Raw genomic sequence first — 19,510 nt, forward strand, 5'->3', positions numbered from 1 at the left:
GAGAGCATCGTGACCGCACCAGAAATACTTACCCACACAGATGAATCATCCCTGACCAGCGCTACCCCGGCGCCGCAACAGAAATACCTGCTGCTCTCCGCGCACGACTATCGCTCGCCGCGCAAAGCGGGCATTCACTTTGTGGCGAGTGAATTAGCCAAAATGGGGCCGACACGCTTCTTCTCGCTGCGTTACAGCTTTTTATCGCGCTATAAACACGACCCGCGTCTGTCGCTGGACGATCAGGCAAACAAAATAGTGAACCATCAGGGTGTTGATTGTTATTTGTGGAAAACCTTGATCCACCCTATTCGCATTCGCCCGTTTGAATCACTGATGTATCACCTTTACAGCTTCGGCTTTAACGCGGTGTTACGCCGTTGGATAAAAGAATCGGATGTGATTATTTTGGAGAGCGGTGTTGCACCGATTTTTTTCGATTTAATTAAAAAATTAAATGCGCGCGCAAAAATACTTTACCGCGCCTCCGATGCACTGGACACGATTGACGCCGCAGACTATATCCGCAACACCTTTGCCCGCATCGCCAAAGAGATAGACACCATAGTCATGCCCTCCAAAGCGCTGGCCGACTCCATGCCGTCAACGCATAATCTCGCATTTGTACCGCAGGGAATTGATTATTCTGTTAATGAAAAGGCCAACCCATCGCCCTATGGCGAAGGCATACATGCGGTATCGGTTGGCTCCATGTTGTTTGATCCACAATTTTTTATTCTTGCGGGCAAGCGCTTTCCACATATTCATTTTCATATTATTGGTTCCTGCCAACCGCGCCACCCGGAGTACGGTGAAAATATCAGCGTGTACGGTGAAATGCCGTTTGATAAAACCCTGCCCTACATCAAACACGCCACACTCGGTATTGCACCTTACGCCAGCGTGAACCTGCCCGCTTATTTACGCGATACCTCACTTAAACTCACGCAATATGAATTTTTTGGTTTACCCGCGATTTGCCCACATTTTATCGCCGCCGATTACCCCACCCGTTTTGGTTATGACATTGGCGATGAAAATTCCATTGCTCAAGCGATTTCACGTGCACTAAACCCAGCGCAACCGCTCACCAAACGCACAGTACTGGATTGGGCGCAAGTGACCGAACGCATGCTCGCGCCCAAAAAATTCAGCGACACAGAGATATTTGCATAATGACTACAGACACAATTAATGCAATTTCACCGGATGACATTATCCCCCTTGGCGGATTCCCTATAATGCGCACCACCAGCGCCGCATTAATTCCACTTTTGCAAGAAAAAATGCAGCAGCAACAAATCGCTTTATTATTTGCCAACACTAATTTTATTGTGAAATGCCAAGCCGAAAAGACCGCTCTGGCAGGCAGTGACACAATTATTGTCAACGACGGTATTGGGCTGGACATTGCCACGTGGCTCGTGCATCGCCGTCGCTTTATTGAAAATTTAAATGGTACTGATTTCACCCCGCAGTTTTTACAACAACTGGGCGCAAGTGCACGAGTTTTTTTGCTCGGCGCCAAACCCGGTATTGCACAGCGCGCCGCGCAAACACTGACAACTCAATATCAGGTTAAGGTAGTCGGTGTACGCAACGGTTACGACGAAGCGCGCAACAGCGAAGAACTTATTGCCGCGATTAATGCCAGCAATGCGAATGTAGTGTTGGTCGCCATGGGCAACCCTTATCAAGAACAATGGATTTTAAAACATCGCCGCCAATTAAATGCGCCAGTGTTGATGGGGGTTGGCGCGCTACTGGATTTTCTGGCAGGCGACAAAACCCGCGCGCCCGCGTTGGTGCAACGTTTGCGATTGGAATGGTTTTATCGCTTATGCCTTGAACCTTCGCGTTTATTGCGGCGCTACACAGTGGATATCGTACAGTTCCTCTTACTCTGCTTGCGCAGCGGTAATCGCATAGATCACCTGCGTCACTCGGAAGGATAAGACTATGAAAATTTTTGCGGCACCCGCCTTTAGCAATGAAAAGGTTAACCCCTACAACGCATTGCTCTATCGCGAAGTACAACAACTCAATGCAAACGTTGAAGAATATCGCCACAGCAAAGCCCTGCGCACGCACTCTGACATAGTGCATTTTCATTGGCCGGACGGTGATATTAATCGCCCCAGCCTTGGCAAAAGCATACAGCGCATGCTGCTCCTGGCAGTCACTGTGTGTGCATTAAAATTAAAAGGTACCAAAATCGTATGGACAGTGCACAACACAGCACCTCACGATGCGCGCCGCCCGCGGTTATCAAACGCATTTATGCAGTGGTTTGCACGGCGCTGCGACGGTTTTATTTTTATGAGCGAAGCTAATCGCGCAGCGTTTTATCAGTTGTACAAAACCTCACCCACCAGCCAATACACGATCATTCCCCACGGTCACTATCGCGGCTGTTATCCCCCGGCGATTGATCAACAGGTTGCAAAAACCCAATTGGGATTAGATCCAGCCAAAAAAGTATTATTGTTTGTCGGGATGATAAAACCCTACAAAAATATCGACGGCTTAATGCAAGCATTTAATCAAGCTGAACTTGCGGATTATCAATTGGTTGTAGCAGGCACTGCAGACACGGCACCTACCGAGTTGCGTAGCAGCATGGAAACGCTAAAAAATGCCAACACCCATTTATTCCTGCGTTTTATTCCCGACAGTGAATTGGCACTGTTTATGAGCGCAGCCGATGTAGTGATTTTGCCCTACAAAGCGATTCTCAATTCCGGGGCATTATTATTGGCGCTCTCTTACAACCGCCCGGTGATTGCACCGCATATGGGTGCCGTTGCCGAACTGCAAAAAAAACTGGGGTTGCATTGGATTTACGGTTACGCCAGTGACTTGACACCGGCAAGCCTGCAACATGCTTTACTTGCCCTCGAGCACAGCAGCCGCCCGCAAGTATGCCCGCTAGATAATTACAACTGGGATAAACTCGCGGCACAAACTCTGGATTTTTATGGTCAACTAGGCACATCGGCACACACAGCGGCCGCCTTGTCTGATTCCAAAAAAATACCCTGACTCCAATAGTGTTTGTATGAGCATTCAAAACCTATGAAAAATCTCGCGCGTCATATTTACCGCCGCATTCGTGCGCAGCTATTGCAGCGTATGATTCCCAAAAGCGACGCGCCGCTCCCCCTTAACATCGCCGAGTTGCGCATAGAAGTGATTGGGTTTTTCCACAGTATTTCCGGCATTGGCGAATCTGCCCGCTTGTGTGCGCAACAATTAGCGGCAGACGGTTATCAGGTGCAATGCACCAGTGTAGAAAAGTTTTTTCACAAACCCGAAGAACTAGCATGGGACTGGCCGGCACAAAAGCCTAATCCCAGCGGGCCAACTGCTATTAATTGTCGAATCTATCACTTGAACCCACCCATGTTGCCGCCGGTGATTTTCCAAATGGGAATCGCCAATTTTAAAAAAACCTACAACATCGGTTATTGGGCATGGGAGTTGGAGGCCATACCCAACGAATGGGTTAATGCTATTCGCTATATGAATGCGATTATCACACCCTCGCGTTTTACGACTGATGTTATCCAGCGCTACACAGATTACCCGGTACTGACGGCGACCCACCCGGTTACGCGCGGTGAAGCTACCCAAGGTATGCGTGGCAAATTAAACATCCCCGAGCAGGCATTTTTGGTATCCAGCATTTTTAGTTTTGGCAGCGCGATGGAACGCAAGAATCCCCTCGCATTAGTCGCTGCGTTTAAACAAGCATTTGCTCATACGCCCGATGCTTATTTAGTGCTAAAAGCGAATACCGGTGGCGATTCACCTGAAAAGCAGCAACTGCTTGATGCTATCGCCGGGCACCCCAATATCTGTTTAATCGATCAACATTGGAGTCGCGCCGATGTGCTCGGTTTAATTCAGAGTTCCGATCTCTATGCGTCACTGCACCGCTCGGAAGGTTTTGGTTTAACCCTTGCCGAAGCGATGTTGTTAGACACCCCCGTACTCGCAACCGCTTGGTCAGGGAATATGGATTTTTGTACGGCAGAAAATAGTTTTTTAGTGCCCTGCACACCCATTGCGGTTAACTCCAAGCACCCGGAGTTTCAGGAAGTTGATAACATCACTTGGGCCGATGCCGACAGTCAAGCAGCAACACAAATGCTGGGCGACATTTATCGCGATCGCACATTACTCGCCAAGAGAAAATCCTGCTGTGCACAGCAAATGCAAAACTGTATCGATAGCAACAAATATGAACATGCCTTGCAGCAGTTAGTTAACGCACGAATCAATCCTCTATGAGCCTGAAAAAGAATTTTGGTAAAAGCAGTGTGTGGATGAGTACCGCTGCGAGCGGTAATAGCCTCATCAGCCTGGTGATTTTTATTATTCTTTCCCGCTTGTTGGCGCCGGAAGAAATTGGCTTGGTCGCCTTTGCATTAATTGTGGTTGAGTTGGGTAGAGTCATTGTCAATGCCGGCTTCTCACAAGCCATCGTGCGCCACCCCGAATGGGATGAACACTACGCAGCCACTGGTTTTTATCTCAACCTGTTATTGGCATTGGTGGTTACTGCGGTTGCATTTTGGGTAGTAGCGCCACTGGTCGCTTTTTACTACGACCCACGCGCCGAATTGTTAGTGCAGGTACTTTCCGTGATCTTTTTTTTGGAGGGCGCCAAAGCAGTACATGAAGGCAAACTCAAACGAGAGTTTAATTTTCGTGCGATTGCGCTGCGCACTGTCATTGCAAGCTTGGTATCCGGCATCGCGGGGGTAGCACTGGCCTTTTTGGGCTACGGTGTTTGGGCGTTGGTATGGCAACAATTAATTAACCAGATATTCATGACCCTGCTCACCTGGAAAAGCGCACACTGGTTTCCCAGTTTGCATTTTTCTTTCCTACACACACGATCACTATTAGGTTTTTCTGCGCCGCTGACACTTGCACAACTGGTGAGTAATCTCGCGAGTAAAATATACGAATTATTGATAGGCCTCTTAATTGGCCCCGCTGCATTAGGGTTTTTCCGCGTGGGTGGGCGCGTGCTATTTATCATGCAAGAAATTGTAATAAAGCCTTTCGAGCAGGCGCTGCTACCGGCATTATCGCGATTGAACGAGCGAGACGCACGCGCGCAGGCCACAATGCGCGTAATGCGCATCAGTGCTTATTTTACTTTCCCGATTTTTTTTGGCGCTGCGGCGCTAGGGCCTGAGTTTATTGAACTCGCCTTTACCGATAAATGGGCACAAAGCGGCCAGGTAATGACCATGTTGGCACTGGGGATTGCCCCCATGGTAATTAGTGCACAAGTGAATTCCGCACTGACCGCGAGCGGCCATACGAACTACGTTATGCTACTGGCAGTTATCACATTTGTACTGAATTGCCTGCTCGGTTTTCTGCTAGTACCTTTCGGTATCGTAGTGGCTGCGGCGGGTTATGCATTGCGCGCGTATCTGAGCATTATTTTCAATATGTTATTTTTCAAAAACATATTTAAGGTGGGCGTACTGCAACAGTTGCGCATTATCGCGCCCACGTTCACCGCAGCCTTAATCATGTTTACGCTAGTACAACTAACAAAATTTGTGTTGCCTGCTGACTGGGCGCTTGGTGTACGTTTACTGCTGCTCGCCGGTTTTGGTGGGCTGATTTATATTTTTATCATGTCGTGCATTTTTCGCGAGGAAACGAAACACTTTTTAGGCGAGAGTGCGGCCATGGCGCCCGCCAAAGCAAAACCTGCTATAGAGTTTTTGCAGCGGTTGTTACGCCTGGCCTAAATCGATAGCTAAAAAATTTAATTCCATAAGTGGAGCGGAAACGCATCCAACAGCGATTGATGATCAAAACGCAACCCCGGCATGCCGCCCATTTCTTGACCTTCAGCAATTGAATTGGCAAATTGAAATTCAGATTCCAACCGCCCTGAGCCAAAATAATAGTCTTTGTATTTAAACAAGTCTTCGGTTTGCGATAAGCGCACATAGCGCGCTGGAATACCATATGCCTCCGCAATGACCAACCCGTGGAGTGAACTCGCCAGTACCAATTTAGCTTCCAGAATTTGTTCAATCACGCGGTTCCACCCTTGCAAAGGTGAAATAACATTCGGTGTCTTGGGTGGCAATATAGATAGATCGTGTAGATTGGGTACAAATACATAATCGCGGCAGGGATTGGGCGTAAAACGTCCTTTAAATAAATGCGGCATCAGCAGTGCAGGATCACCATAAACTTTCGGTACGGTAAAACCACGGCTGCGCAAAAACTCACGGGTCAATGGGCCACGCACTGCATGCAGGTTCAAGCGTTTGGATTTGAACATGATCTCGGGTACTTTGCCATTCCAACCTGTACCCCAGATATGGTCATCGTTTGCACTGTATTGCAAGATTGAACCAATGGCTAACAAGCGCGCACTTTTTGAAACTTCCTGATCCAGACTTAATCCCTGTAGTGCCAACAATTGGCGTGTAACAATTTCTGAAAGATGGTCACCAAAATTTACCCGCCCGTCACCTGGCGCCCAGTTATATAAATCCACATAAGGAAAAGGTAAACGCGGTTTCAGTTCAGTAGGGGTTTCCCAATAAGCAGCCAGACGTTTAAACATGAATATTCCACTCATATAAGTTAAGCGTTAAAAAATTATTTTTAAAATACCAGCGCGACGCCAAGGCTTGCCTGAGCATAATCATAATCGCGATACTCTAATGGCGATTCGCGATCCACCCACTGGCTACTGAGGCGAAACTTGAGCATTTCAGAGAATTGATAAGTAAGTGCGATAGGGCTGAGTGTCGTGATGTGTTCGTCGCGGGCGGGTTCGGTTAACCGCTGCACATAAGCCTGAGTGCTGTAACCCGCCGCCATGGAGAGCGACCATTTAGCCGACGGCTCCCACCCCAGGCTAATTCTGCTGGCGCGAACATCAGCCGGCGAGTCAGAGGTTTCACCCACCGCGGGTTCGCTTTGGCTGTAACTCAAGGACAGTGTGAGTTTTTCACTCACGGCCCAATCCAAATCCACTACGGCTTGGGTACCTGTACCGGCATTAATCTCCCCTTCGCGCTTGAAGCGCCCCAGGGTAAATCCCAGTTGCGTTTTGCGGGTCAACGCCCAGGAACTTTCCACTTCCAGTTGGCGATAATCAAAATCCAATGAGGTAAGCGCATCAAGCAAAGGGTTTTCATAAACTCGCTCACCTTCACGCAAACGCAAACTCAAAAACGATTTATTTGCCGTAGTGTAAGTACTGGCAACAAACCATTCATCATCATCAAAATCCAGACTTTCGCGCAGCTCATTGGAATGCGTTTGTGCTATTTGCCGCGCGCCAATAGTAAATCCAAGGCGCTGCCCTACCCCCATAGTCAATTGGCCCGCAAAGTTATCGCGCGCAACAACATCTTTATCGGCAAATTCCAAGCGATCCACCGCATAGGCATCACGCACCCAGGTAAAATCTGTTTTTACCCGTGTGCTCCAGTCACTGCGCCAACGTGCATTGCCTTCATAAAAACTTACGTCCAAATCATCACGCTCAGCATAAGCATAATGGTTGCCACTTACACCCAATGAAAAATCCTGCTTACTCAGGCGCTCATTAAGTGCAACTGAAATAACCGAGTGAGTGTAATGCTCGGAATCCACATATGCACTGCGCGCAAAATTGCTGTCCCAGTGTTCATTCGCGCCCAACGACAAAGTAAAGCGATCCATCGCATAAGCAGTTGAGTTGGTCAGCCCAGCGAACAGAATTAACGCCATACCCCACTTAACGCTGACAGGTATGGTGTTCATTTTTTTCGCGCAGCATTTAATTTCATCTGGATTAATAAACATTCTCGCCAACAAAACCTTTAAAGATTGTTTTCCATAAAATTTTTATGTCCAACAAAATTGACCAGTTACGAATATATTCCAAGTCATACGCGATGCGTCCGGACATCTTATCCAGCGTTTCCGTTTCACCACGAAAACCATTCACCTGCGCCAATCCAGTAATGCCTGGTTTTACTTTATGGCGCAACATGTAGCCTTTGATTTGCCCGCGATAAAATTCATTGTGCGCAACGGCGTGGGGGCGCGGGCCTACCAGCGACATACTGCCGGACAATACATTGAATAGCTGGGGCAATTCATCAAGCGACGTGCGGCGTAAAAAATTGCCAAACGGCGTGATGCGTGGATCGGCGCGTTTGGCTTGGGCAACACTATTGCCATCCTCACACACGGTCATGGAGCGAAATTTCCACACTTTTATTTTTTCACCCCCCATGCCATAACGCGTTTGTTTAAAAAACACGGGACCAGGCGATGTCACTTTCACACCAATCGCCACGGCTAACATAGGGATTGCCAATAAAAGTAAAATTCCAGCACCCAACACCACATCTTCCAAACGCTTCACCCAACCGTTATCAACCAGTGGCGAATCGTAAATACTCAGTGCGGGAATGCCTTGTAAACACGTGAGGCGCGAATGCAACAAATCAAAACTAAATACATCGGGTATAACATAGGGCGATACTGTAGTATCCGCCAAGCGATCAATCACAGTACGCATGCGCATTTCAGCGCGCATTGGTAAACCGACAAAAACCATATCCAATTTGCCATCATGGGCATCTTGATAAAGCTGCTCAAGCCCACCTTTTACTTCAATATTGTCGCCAATCAAACGCCGCCCCACTTCATGGGAGGGTGAGCGATCGTCGTAAAAGCCAATCACTTTGTAGCCCAACCATGGCATTACTTTCATGGAATTGATTAACCGTAAACCCAATTCATTGGCACCGACAATCGCTACACGGCGCGGCTCGGTTGGATGAGAGCGCAATTTGGCAAGCAACAAACGCCGCCCAATATGCATACCCGTCATTAATACCGGCGTTGCAACCAACCAGCAGACAAACGCCAATAATTCCATGGATTTAAATGGATAAATCACTAGCGCCGCAAGAATGATAAAAATAGCCGTTACCAGCCAGGCAAATAATATTCGACCAGCCAAATCCAGCATGGAATGACCGCGCCATAAATAATAAACTTCATTGCCCTCGGCAAAAAAACCAAAAACAATAACGGCGGTAATTGCAAAGGTAGTGTAAAGATTTGTCCACTCAAGCCCTAGCATGTTAAGCCCGAGCCAAAGTATGGATACGATCAGCGCGCTATCAATCGCACGAAATAGCGCGAGGATTTTTGAATGGTGAAGCCGTATAACCGGCGGTTCATTTGATAAGGTTACAGGGCTAACAAGCGCCCGATTGACCGATAGATTGCTCATACTCCCTCCACGCAATGTACTTCATCATGCCATCAGCATTTGTTTACTAGCAGGATATAGAAGGCATTAATCAGGCCATAAAGAATGCAACATCACGATTACGTGACGAAGTTTTAAAAAAATCGATATTTGTCGCCAAATCAACTAAAATTGACGCCAAAAGCAGCAATCATCAATCCGCTTTTGATAAAAATATTTGTAATTTTTATAATTTTTCTGCACCAGCAAAACGCACTGTTTTTTTAAAAGCACTGAACCAACGCAAAAACATTTTTCTTTATGAACACTAACTGAATAATCAATCTAAAAATTAATTAAGACGCCATGACAGCACTGAAATATTTAACCGGCTACTCCGCCGATACACTGCAAAAAGTGAAAACGCTTATTGAAGAGAAAAAGCTGGCTGAGGTATTACTAAAACGCTACCCAAATGTTCATCAAGTGCGCACTGATGGTGCGCTATATCAATATACGCAACAAATTAAAGCGGATTTTATGGGCAAGACCCAACCTTTGAACCGGGTCAGTTATGACAGCAAAATAAAAGTGATCCAACATGCACTGGGGCAACACCACTACATTAGCCGTATTCACGGTGGGAAACTTAAAACCGTGAACGAGATCAAAATTGCCAGTGTATTCAGAACCGCACCAGAAGCATTTTTAAAAATGATTGTCGTACATGAGCTGGCACATTTTAAAGAGAAGGAGCACAACAAAGCGTTTTATCAACTCTGCTGCCATATGGAACCACAGTATCACCAATATGAATTTGATCTGCGTCTGTACTTAACCCAACTGGATTTATTTGGGGATATATATACCTAAATTATTACCGCCCTATTACCTTGCTTAACATGAGCCAGAAAAAAACATGAAAGACCTAATGCACACCGCCTTGAATTATCTTGGTATTCCAAACAACGAATATGCTTATCTCGCGGCCGTTATTCTTGTCATCTTATTTACGTCACTTGTTATTCATTGGCTCTTGCATAAAGTGGTGATGGGTTTATTGCGTGCCAATGCCAAAAGCGCAGAACAGTTGTGGAAACGTTCATTTTATAAAAATAGATTGCTTACCCGCGTCGCCCTTACCTTGCAAGGTTTGATTATTTTTATGCAAGCACGCCTCTGGCTGGATGCGGATGATAGCGCCCTGCCAGTCATCGCCGTTATTACCAGTTTATGGGTACTACTCTACGGGCTGCTGTCAGTTTATTCGCTGCTGGATACGCTGGAAGATATTTCAAACACTAACCCTGCAGGACGTCGCCTGCCGCTACGTGGAATTTTCCAAAGCATCAAATTAATTGGCGCAACAGTGGCAATTATTTTTGCGCTGGCGTTATTGATTGGTAAATCGCCCGTGATTTTATTTAGCGGTCTTGGCGCCATGACTGCAATTTTATTATTGGTATTTAAGGATCCTATTCTCGGCTTGGTAGCAGGCATTCAACTTTCCGCCAATAAAATGTTGGCGGTGGGCGATTGGCTGGAAATGCCAAAATACGGAGCGGATGGTGAAGTGACGGACATTAACCTCACCACAGTCAAAGTCCGCAACTGGGATAAAACCATTACAACGATTCCCACTTATGCACTGATTGCTGACTCATTTAAAAATTGGCGAGGCATGGCGGAAGCGGGTGGTCGCCGTATAAAACGCGCCATCAATATCGATGCAACCAGCGTTCACTTTCTTAGCGAGGAGGATGTAATGCGTTTGCGTAAAGCAAAATTACTGACTGACTATATTGAACAAAAAGCCAAGGAAATCACCGACTACAATACACAACATCAAGTTGATACCAGCTGCCCGGTCAATGGTCGTCGCTTGACGAATTTAGGAACCTTTCGCGCTTATTTGACCGCTTACATCAAAGCCAATCCTCATATTCATTTGGGTATGACGCATATGGTGCGACAACTTAGCCCCGGCGCTGAAGGCATTCCCATTGAGGTGTACGCGTTTACCAATAACACGGAATGGTTGGCTTACGAAAATATTCAGTCAGATATTTTTGATCATATTTTTGCAGTGCTGGCAGAATTTGATTTGCGGATTTATCAAGCACCCAGCGGCTATGACATGCGCCAAATCATCACTGGCAGCACTCAAAGCCACTGAGCATCCTCACAAACTTTTAATATATTCCACTAATGCCCAACGCTCTTCATCACTCAATGCCGTGCCATATTCATGGCCGGCATTGGAATTGCCCGGCAGACCTGTATCAAAAAAGCTGGTATCGGGAGCCGCACTGGAAACATGGCCAACTTTGATTACATCCAATTCAATATTACCCACATAAAATTGCGACGGGCGCTGTGCCGCGGGCAACAGTAAATCGTAAATCGTTGGCACCGAGCCATTGTGCAAATAAGGTGCAGAGGCCCATATGCCATTGATTGGGCGTGCCTTATAGCTATCGACACTGGGGGTATCGGCAGAAAGATTGGAATGATACTCACGCACAATAGTTTTGAGGGTTTGCCAGGGTTTGTTTAATAAAGTCCCCATAGCCGCATGAGTGACCAGATCAAGTGAACTGGCTTCTGCAGTAAACTTTTTCCCAACCAACACCATGCTGCGCTCGCCTTCCAGCACCCCGGTTTTTACTTTGCGCTGACTGAAATTATGCGCCATCAATGGATCCGTCCCCACCTCCGCAACCGGCGTTAGTACCGCCCGCAGTTTGCGTTTTTTATCTGCTGCATCGACATGTGTATGGCACTCCACACAGTGCTGTTGATAAAGTTTTTCACCGGCAACTAATTTGGTTTCATCCAACTTCCCAGCAAATTCTTGCGGCCATCGCGGTGCAGTTAATTGATAAAAGGCTTTTTGAAGATCGGCAAGGTGATTAATACGAATCGAGGATGAATAGGTTAAGTGTTCTTTTTTAATTTCAATCGTGCCATAAACCGCTAGTGCAGTGATTGCATTTTGAAACAACGGGCCAGGTTCTTTATTGGGTGCTGAGGCATTCCATTGCACCAAATCCAGATGGGATGCATCCCACATCACCGGATAACTGGTGGGTGCATTAGGTGAATGAATATTTTCTGGCATATTTAACGCTTCAACTGCAATCGCATTAAAAATTTGCCCAAAGGCGTCCAAGCGACCATGACCATAAGGCACATCGGTTTTGTTATTTTCCAATCGCTGTTGCAACTGCTGCAATCGCCCATGCATTTGGACTTGTAGAGCTTGGGTAGTAAGTGAGGCTGAAGCGATGGCGCTGACCGACGGCGCTGTGCGCACATTGGAATAAAAGCGCGCAAATTTTTCGGTATCCTCCAGCGTAGCCTGCAATGCAGCTACCAGTGCTGTTTCAAACCCGGTGAAATCGATCAGCGCTTGGCCGCCATCAATTCGAATACGCTGGCCGTTAATCATTACTTGACCGGTATGACAAGCCGCGCAAGTCAGGCCAACATAATCACCATGTTTTTTATCCTTATCGCGTACCACACCAATGGGTAAGCCATCCGGATTATATTTATCGGCGGCAGCAACGATAAAACCCAGCGCCGACATATGCGCCGGATCGCGAAATAGCGCTGGATTATTCGCTTGCTCCAACACGATAAACCAGTCATAGGGAATAAGCCGCGAACCAAAAGAGGTAAATGACAGTTGCTGGCGAGTTTCATGCTCCCAGCCCTGCGCAAGGTAATGGGTATCCTGCATGCTGGATACAGTGGTCGAGGCAGGTGCTGCAGTGCTACACAAGGCAAGCCACGCAAACCCGATATAACACTGGAAATGACTAACGCGAGCCAGTACTGAACCGATTTTTTTACTGTGTTTTTTGTTGTTTTTCATGCTGCATCCTCAACATTTTTATACTGCCCCTATCCGGGGCAGAAGCACACATTAAAAAATGACTCCTTTCACTATAAGCCTCTTATTAGTCTCCTTCTATTACACTAGGTAACAAACTACCCCCAACCAATACCGACAAAACACCACGCGTAATTTAACGTCGCCCTCCCAACAGAGAACCAAGAATCCCGCGTACAATTTGACGGCCCAAATTACTACCAATTGCACGCGCCGCACTTTTTGCCAGCGCTTCAGTGGCCGATTCACGTCGGCTCTCAGCACGCTGTGCTTGCTGCTGGGCTTTTAGCTGTTCTTTTTGCCAGCGCTCTTGCTGTTTTTGCTGCTCTTTAGCGATGCGTTCTTGTTCGGCGCGCTGCTGTGCATTTAATTTTTCTTGCTCTGCCTGAAGCTGCTCCTGCTGCACAATCTGTGCCTGCTGGTTAACGCGCTGTTTTAAAATTTCATACGCCGACTCGCGATCCACCAGTTGCGAGTAAATGGCTTTATAAGGGGAGCGCGCCATCACTTCTGCACGCTCCTCTGCTGTTAACGGCCCAATACGTGATGCTGGCGGAGCAACCATCACCCGCTCAACCGGTGTGGGCGAGCCTTTTTCATCCAACACCGATACCAGCGCTTCTCCAATACCCAATTCAGTAATTACCACCTCGGTAGAAAATGCCGGATTGGGGCGAAAAGTTTGCGCAGCAATTTTTACCGCCTGCTGATCTTTAGGAGTGTAGGCGCGCAATGCATGTTGAATACGATTGCCCAATTGCCCTAATACGGTATCAGGAATATCCGCAGGGCTTTGTGAGATAAAATAAATCCCTACACCTTTGGAGCGAATCAAGCGCACCACTTGTTCGATTTTATCCACCAATAATTTGGGTGCGCCATCGAACAACAAATGTGCTTCATCAAAAAAGAATACCAGTTTGGGTTTATCGGCATCGCCCTGTTCAGGCAAATTCTCAAATAATTCGGAAATTAACCAAAGTAAAAAAATTGCATAAAGTTTTGGCTGATTAACCAAGGTGGTGGCATCGAGAATATTAATCACACCCGTGCCTTCCAAAGTGACTTGCATCAGGTGATTAAGGTCCAGCGCTGGCTCACCAAAAAATTCATCCGCCCCCTCCTGTTCCAACATCATCAAGCGGCGCTGAATAGCGGCAATGCTTGCCTCACTTAAACCGCCGTATTCGTCTTCCAGATTTTTGCGCTCATCCTTCATCCAATTGAGCATGGCTTGTAAATCTTTTAAATCCAGCAACAACATGCCTTGGTCATCGGCAATTTTAAACGCGGCATAGAGCACGCCGGTTTGGGTTTCATTCAAATCAAAAAAGTTGGCGAGCAATAGCGGGCCAAAATCAGAAATAGTGGCGCGCACCGGATGGCCTTGTTTGGCATACAAATCCCAGAATACACAGGGAAATAACCGCTGCTGGTAATCGCTGATATTCATCAGCTGCACTCGCTCATCCACTTTAGGGTGAGGTTTGCCCGCTTTGGCAAGGCCAGAGAGGTCGCCCTTGATATCCGCCATAAATACCGGCACGCCGGCCTTGGCAAAACCTTCGGCGAGCACCTGTAAACTCACCGTTTTGCCCGTGCCCGTGGCACCGGCAATCAAACCGTGGCGATTTGCCATACGCAGATTTAAATGCACCGACTGGGTGCCGTTGCCGCCAATAAGATAATGTTGGGTCATAAATTCTCCGTCACTCTGCACGAAATCAATTTATTAGTGTTGCGCGTAAAGTTTACGCAATTGATGTTTGGGCGTTTTTGTTAGTTGGTGCATAAAACCAAAGGATAGATCATTGAGCCCCTGCTGCGCACGCAGCTCCTCCAATAAACTCAACCACAAATGCGCGGTGACCTCTGCATCAGCCAAAGCGCGGTGATAGACACCCTCGGTCGGTAAGTTTTTATAGGCAGCCAAAGTAGCTAATTGATGATTGGGCGCCTGTTGAAATATTCGGCGCGCCGCCAATAAACTGCAGGCAATACCTGACGAAAAGTATTTTTTGATCCGCTTGAATTCGGCGCGTAGAAACCGCTCGTCAAAACTGGCGTTGTGCGCAACCAGATTGTGACCGGCGATAAAATCGTAAAAATCGCTCATTACCTCGGCATTATTGCGCGCCTCTTTTACCATCGCATTGGTGATACCGGTGAGATTTTCAATAAACAGTGGAATACGCACACCAGGATTCATCACCTGCTGGAAGCGATCAGTGATACGCCCATGCTCAATTAATACTGCACCAATTTCTATCGTGCGATCGCCCATATCAGGCGACAAGCCGGTAGTTTCAAAGTCGAAAACTATTACACTGGCAGCGGAACGCCGTTGAAAATCCAATGTTGTCATTTAATAACCCAGCAATTACCCGATAATTTTTACTTTATAAACAAAAAAGGGACGCGCTTACACAGCGCGTCCCTTTTTTATTGGCTGCAGAATCACACTGCACACGGTTTAATCCGGCAGTGTGATGTTCAATTCCAACACCGAACAGTTGTCAGAATTGTCGAGGTTCACAGTCACCTGATCGGATTCGATGTGAATGTATTTGCGAATTACCGCAATAATTTCCTGCTGCATTTGCGGCAGGAAATCCGGCTGGTGCAAGTTGCGTTTAGTACGCTCATGCGCCACGATAATTTGCAAACGTTCCTTTGCTACAGATGCCGATGACGGCGCGCGCTTCTTGCGCAAGTAATCAAAAATGCTCACGGCTTATACCCCCAGCAAACGCTTAAGGAAACTTTTCTTTTCCGCTTCCAGGAAACGGTGAGGAATATCTTTACCCAGCAGGCGATCCACTGCGTCGTTGTAGGCCTGACCTGCAGCAGTTGCGTCGTCGAGAATCACCGGAGTACCCTGATTCGACGCTTTTAATACCGCTTCTGATTCGGGAATTACACCCAGCAGCGGAATGGCAAGAATTTCTTCTACATCGCTAACACTTAACATTTCACCCGCCTCTACGCGCACCGGGTTGTAGCGAGTGAGTAGCAAATGCTCTTTGATTGGCTCCAGATTTTGCTCAGCGCGACGCGACTTGCTTTGCAGAATACCGAGAATACGATCCGAGTCACGCACGGAAGATACTTCCGGGTTGGTGACTACAATCGCGATATCGGCGAAATACAATGCCATCAAAGCGCCCTGTTCAATACCGGCAGGGGAATCACACACTATGTATTCAAAATCTTTAGACAATTCATTAATAACAGTTTCCACACCCTCGCGGGTGAGTGCGTCTTTATCGCGAGTTTGCGAGGCAGGCAGAACGTACAAACCTTCTGTGCGTTTATCTTTGATTAACGCTTGATTCAATGTCGATTCGCCTTTCACAACATTTACGAAGTCGTAAACAACGCGGCGTTCACAACCCATAATCAGATCGAGGTTACGCAAACCCACGTCAAAATCGATAACCACGGTTTTATGGCCGCGCATCGCCAAGCCGGTGCTGATTGCTGCGCTGGAGGTGGTTTTGCCCACTCCGCCTTTACCTGATGTAACAACGATAATCTTGGCCAAGGGAGGCTCCTTTAAATAACAAAACTGGCTAAATAAAAAATAATGGATAGATAACAAATCATGGATAGTTAAACAAAATCCGGAAATATCAAATGGGCATGCACATCTAGCTATTTACCAATGCGTCCACAACCACTTTTTCGCCCTGCAGTGATACCTGCACAGGCTTTTTGAATAATTCTTTTGGCAGGGAATCCTGCAATACAAAATTACCTGCCACCGAAACTAATTCCGCCTCCATTTGCTGGCAGAAAATGCGCGCCGTTTCATCGCCTTTTACACCGGCAAGTGCACGGCCGCGCAGGGTGCCGTAAATATGGATATGGCCATCAGCCAAGACTTCCGCACCTTCACTGACTTGCGCCAGAACAATCAAATCCGCGCCTTCCGCGTAAATCTGTTGGCCTGAGCGCACCGGGCGAGTAATGACTTTGCTCTGGCGCTGCACCAGTCGCTCTTCAATCACAGTTTCAACAACGGTTTCCACAACACGCTCAACCACCGTTTCTACCGCAGCAGGTGTATCTTGTTTGGGGAGTTTAAGCGCGCGCTCACTGGGGGTTGGCAATATGGCCAGACCGGTCTTGTTGACTGGCGCTAACAATACCTCAGGTACGCCGCTAAAACCTAGTGGTTGTAAATCCAGTTCGCGGCAAATAGTCAGTAAATCCGCTATTTTTTTCAGGCTTTCCGGATTTTCAAGACGATCCAGATTAATCAATACCGGGGAGTTCACAAAGAACTGCGGCGCTTGGGTAATTTTCTCTTTCAGTTCGTCTATCAAACTCTTGGGTTCGTAGCGAATAATCGCTAATACCACTACGGTAATAGCACTACCTTTTAATTGAAAATTCACATCAATCATGCGCGGCTCTCGGCGTTCGGCTCTGGGTTTTCGGGTATGAGGGGCAATACTGCAGTTTGTATTACAGCGGTGCGCCATTATCGGGGCGCTTGTTGATTAGTCAAGCAACAGCGTAAGCAGTACAGATAAGTAGTGAAGACCGAGGGAGCTATAACCGGGAGCAAAGCGGTGATAAACAGTTCAGCCAGCATTAAGCCCCGTGCGCCTATAAATGAACCATGAGCGCCAATCCGCCCTCTAATGGGTGCTTGGGTTGATAAATGCGTGATAACAGTGAGAAGCATCATGACTAGCCAGCTACTGCAACGCCCCGGAAAACTAGCGTTAACACTCAGCCTGCTGTTGCCGTTACTGGTGGGTTGTACCACCACTAACGCCGTGGAGCCTCCAGCCTATCGCGGTGCCGCGACGCAAGCGAGCTTTAGTGAAGCGCAGTTGGATTCACTGCTCGCCCCTGTCGCCCTCTACCCCGACACGGTTTTATCCCATGTGCTGATCGCATCCACCTACCCGCTTGAAGTGGTGGAGGCAGACCGCTGGGCGCGCAATAACCCGCGCTATAAAGGGGAAGATGCCGTTAATGCAGTAGACAATCAGGATTGGGACCCCAGCGTAAAAGCCTTGGTCGCCTTCCCTGAAATTTTAAAGCGCATGAGCGATGACTTGGATTGGACCCAGCAGTTGGGTGACGCCTTTCTCGCCAATGAAGAGCGGGTGATGGACAGTATCCAGAACCTGCGTAACCGCGCGTATGATTCGGGTAATTTGGACAAAGTTGAACATGTGCGAGTGATTCGCGAAGAGCGAACCATTGTAATTGAACCCTCGGTTGAGCGAGTGGTGTATGTACCCGCTTACGATACCCGCGTGGTGTATGGCAGCTGGTGGTGGCCGGACTACCCACCGGTGTATTGGCACTACCCCAGCAGCTATGTCTTTGTATCCGGTTTCTACTGGGGCCCCCGCGTTTACCTCGGCCCCCGCTTTTATTTCAGCGCGGTACATTGGCATCACCGCCGTGTGGTAGTGGTAGATCACCACCACCATCACCGCTTTTACAACAGCCGGAGTATTGTGCGTCACAGCAATGCCCGTCATTGGCACCACAACCCCGTGCATAGACGCGGCGTGGCCTATTACGACAATCACACCCGCGAACGCTTCAATAGCCCACGCGAAAGCTATCGGGATACCCGCGAGTACCGTAGCAATCTGCGCGACAACAACATCGCACCTAACCGCGCACGGGATCAACGCCAGGGGCGCGACGAGCAATTCCAGCAACGTCTGGAGCGCCGCCAGGCTGGCCCTATTGGCGGTAACGATGCGCGTGCAAGGATCTACGGTGGCGATGAACAGCGCAATCCCGCCCGTGCCGAGCAACTGCGCGAGCGTATGAATAATCGTGCCGAACACAATCGCCCGGAGCAACAGTCACCGCGTATTCGTCAGGGCGAGGAACAGCCGCGGGTGCGCAATTTCCAAACAGAGCGGGAAAACAACCAGGTAGAGCGTCAGAGTCGGCAACTGGAACGTCGCGATAATGCTGTGCAACAGCCTGCAGCCAGAACCCAACAACCGGAATATCGGGTACAGCCCAGTCCAAACACAAACCAGGAACGGCAGCGCATTTATCGCACCGAGCAACCCAGCAGGCAGATAGAACCGAGCCGCATGGAGCGGATCCAAACCCAGCGCCCGCAGCCAGTGGAGCGCGCCCAATCCCGTTTCCAGACTAACGAGCGCCGCGAAACGCCCCGTGTAGATCGCGGCAGTGACAACCGCGCCGGTATGCGCGGTGAACGCGAACGCTAAGATCATTGGCCCCGCAGCTCATGCGGGGCCCTCACTTTCCGCCTCCTGAAAAAGCACAGCGCTGTGCAATCAATCAACTAACTTTTATACTACTGCAACATTGGTGGATCACACTCGCTTCACCCTCTAGCACAACAG

Annotated in this window: 17 protein-coding genes; 8 read left to right on the top strand and 9 right to left on the bottom strand. The window is 48.1% G+C overall.

Annotated features, from left to right (window positions below; all coding sequences use genetic code 11):
• Positions 1-9: 9 nt before the first annotated feature.
• The 5 genes from D0B88_RS17140 to D0B88_RS17160 are packed head-to-tail and all read left to right on the top strand — an operon-like array spanning position 10 to position 5,780.
• A complete protein-coding gene (locus tag D0B88_RS17140; protein WP_151058669.1) occupies positions 10-1,176 on the top strand; it encodes a glycosyltransferase in 1,167 nt (388 codons plus the stop codon).
• On the top strand, positions 1,176-1,955 hold the full coding sequence (locus tag D0B88_RS17145; protein ID WP_151058671.1) for a WecB/TagA/CpsF family glycosyltransferase: 780 nt from the start codon (positions 1,176-1,178) through the stop codon (positions 1,953-1,955). Before D0B88_RS17140 ends, D0B88_RS17145 begins: the two co-directional genes overlap by 1 nt.
• Before the next feature lie 4 nt (positions 1,956-1,959).
• Positions 1,960-3,042 carry a glycosyltransferase family 4 protein gene (locus tag D0B88_RS17150; protein ID WP_151058673.1) on the top strand — a complete coding sequence of 361 codons (1,083 nt, stop codon included), beginning with the start codon at positions 1,960-1,962 and terminating at the stop codon, positions 3,040-3,042.
• Positions 3,043-3,075: 33 nt separating this feature from the next.
• Complete coding sequence (locus D0B88_RS17155) at positions 3,076-4,293, top strand: glycosyltransferase family 4 protein (protein ID WP_151058675.1); 1,218 nt, start codon at positions 3,076-3,078, stop codon at positions 4,291-4,293.
• Complete coding sequence (locus D0B88_RS17160) at positions 4,290-5,780, top strand: lipopolysaccharide biosynthesis protein (protein WP_151058677.1); 1,491 nt, start codon at positions 4,290-4,292, stop codon at positions 5,778-5,780. Before D0B88_RS17155 ends, D0B88_RS17160 begins: the two co-directional genes overlap by 4 nt.
• Before the next feature lie 17 nt (positions 5,781-5,797).
• Here the strand turns inward: D0B88_RS17160 and D0B88_RS17165 are convergent, their stop codons facing one another.
• From D0B88_RS17165 to D0B88_RS17175, 3 genes are read right to left on the bottom strand one after another with little or no spacing between them, the layout of a single operon-like run.
• Positions 5,798-6,613, bottom strand: a complete 816-nt coding sequence (locus D0B88_RS17165) for a polysaccharide pyruvyl transferase family protein (protein WP_007644060.1) — start codon at positions 6,611-6,613, stop codon at positions 5,798-5,800.
• Between the two features lie 41 nt (positions 6,614-6,654).
• Entirely contained in the window at positions 6,655-7,803 is a 1,149-nt protein-coding gene (locus tag D0B88_RS17170) for a hypothetical protein (protein WP_225318433.1), read from the bottom strand.
• A gap of 31 nt (positions 7,804-7,834) precedes the next feature.
• The gene (locus D0B88_RS17175) at positions 7,835-9,292 is read right to left on the bottom strand and encodes an undecaprenyl-phosphate glucose phosphotransferase (RefSeq protein ID WP_007644062.1); all 1,458 of its coding nucleotides are present in this window, start codon (positions 9,290-9,292) and stop codon (positions 7,835-7,837) included.
• Between the two features lie 324 nt (positions 9,293-9,616).
• Here D0B88_RS17175 and D0B88_RS17180 point away from each other — a divergent pair, with 324 nt between their 5' ends.
• Positions 9,617-10,123, top strand: a complete 507-nt coding sequence (locus tag D0B88_RS17180; protein WP_151058679.1) for a M48 family metallopeptidase — start codon at positions 9,617-9,619, stop codon at positions 10,121-10,123.
• A 46-nt stretch (positions 10,124-10,169) separates the two neighbouring features.
• Positions 10,170-11,426, top strand: a complete 1,257-nt coding sequence (locus D0B88_RS17185; RefSeq protein WP_151058681.1) for a mechanosensitive ion channel family protein — start codon at positions 10,170-10,172, stop codon at positions 11,424-11,426.
• A gap of 6 nt (positions 11,427-11,432) precedes the next feature.
• Here the strand turns inward: D0B88_RS17185 and D0B88_RS17190 are convergent, their stop codons facing one another.
• From D0B88_RS17190 to minC, 6 genes are all read right to left on the bottom strand, one after another.
• A complete protein-coding gene (locus D0B88_RS17190; protein ID WP_151058683.1) occupies positions 11,433-13,130 on the bottom strand; it encodes a cytochrome c in 1,698 nt (565 codons plus the stop codon).
• 154 nt (positions 13,131-13,284) lie between these two features.
• Positions 13,285-14,847 carry a helicase HerA-like domain-containing protein gene (locus tag D0B88_RS17195; protein ID WP_151058685.1) on the bottom strand — a complete coding sequence of 521 codons (1,563 nt, stop codon included), beginning with the start codon at positions 14,845-14,847 and terminating at the stop codon, positions 13,285-13,287.
• 33 nt (positions 14,848-14,880) lie between these two features.
• The gene (locus D0B88_RS17200; protein ID WP_151058687.1) at positions 14,881-15,513 is read right to left on the bottom strand and encodes a PolC-type DNA polymerase III; all 633 of its coding nucleotides are present in this window, start codon (positions 15,511-15,513) and stop codon (positions 14,881-14,883) included.
• Between the two features lie 108 nt (positions 15,514-15,621).
• The gene (gene minE / locus D0B88_RS17205) at positions 15,622-15,879 is read right to left on the bottom strand and encodes a cell division topological specificity factor MinE (RefSeq protein ID WP_007643089.1); all 258 of its coding nucleotides are present in this window, start codon (positions 15,877-15,879) and stop codon (positions 15,622-15,624) included.
• 3 nt (positions 15,880-15,882) lie between these two features.
• Positions 15,883-16,692 carry a septum site-determining protein MinD gene (minD, locus tag D0B88_RS17210; RefSeq protein WP_040392330.1) on the bottom strand — a complete coding sequence of 270 codons (810 nt, stop codon included), beginning with the start codon at positions 16,690-16,692 and terminating at the stop codon, positions 15,883-15,885.
• Positions 16,693-16,798: 106 nt separating this feature from the next.
• Positions 16,799-17,557, bottom strand: a complete 759-nt coding sequence (minC, locus tag D0B88_RS17215; RefSeq protein WP_007643093.1) for a septum site-determining protein MinC — start codon at positions 17,555-17,557, stop codon at positions 16,799-16,801.
• A 285-nt stretch (positions 17,558-17,842) separates the two neighbouring features.
• Here minC and D0B88_RS17220 point away from each other — a divergent pair, with 285 nt between their 5' ends.
• Positions 17,843-19,372: a DUF3300 domain-containing protein gene (locus D0B88_RS17220; protein WP_151058689.1), complete on the top strand. Its 1,530-nt coding sequence runs from the start codon at positions 17,843-17,845 to the stop codon at positions 19,370-19,372.
• The last annotated feature ends 138 nt before the right edge of the window (positions 19,373-19,510 follow it).

The organism is Cellvibrio sp. KY-YJ-3 (genome assembly GCF_008806955.1).
Lineage (GTDB): Bacteria > Pseudomonadota > Gammaproteobacteria > Pseudomonadales > Cellvibrionaceae > Cellvibrio.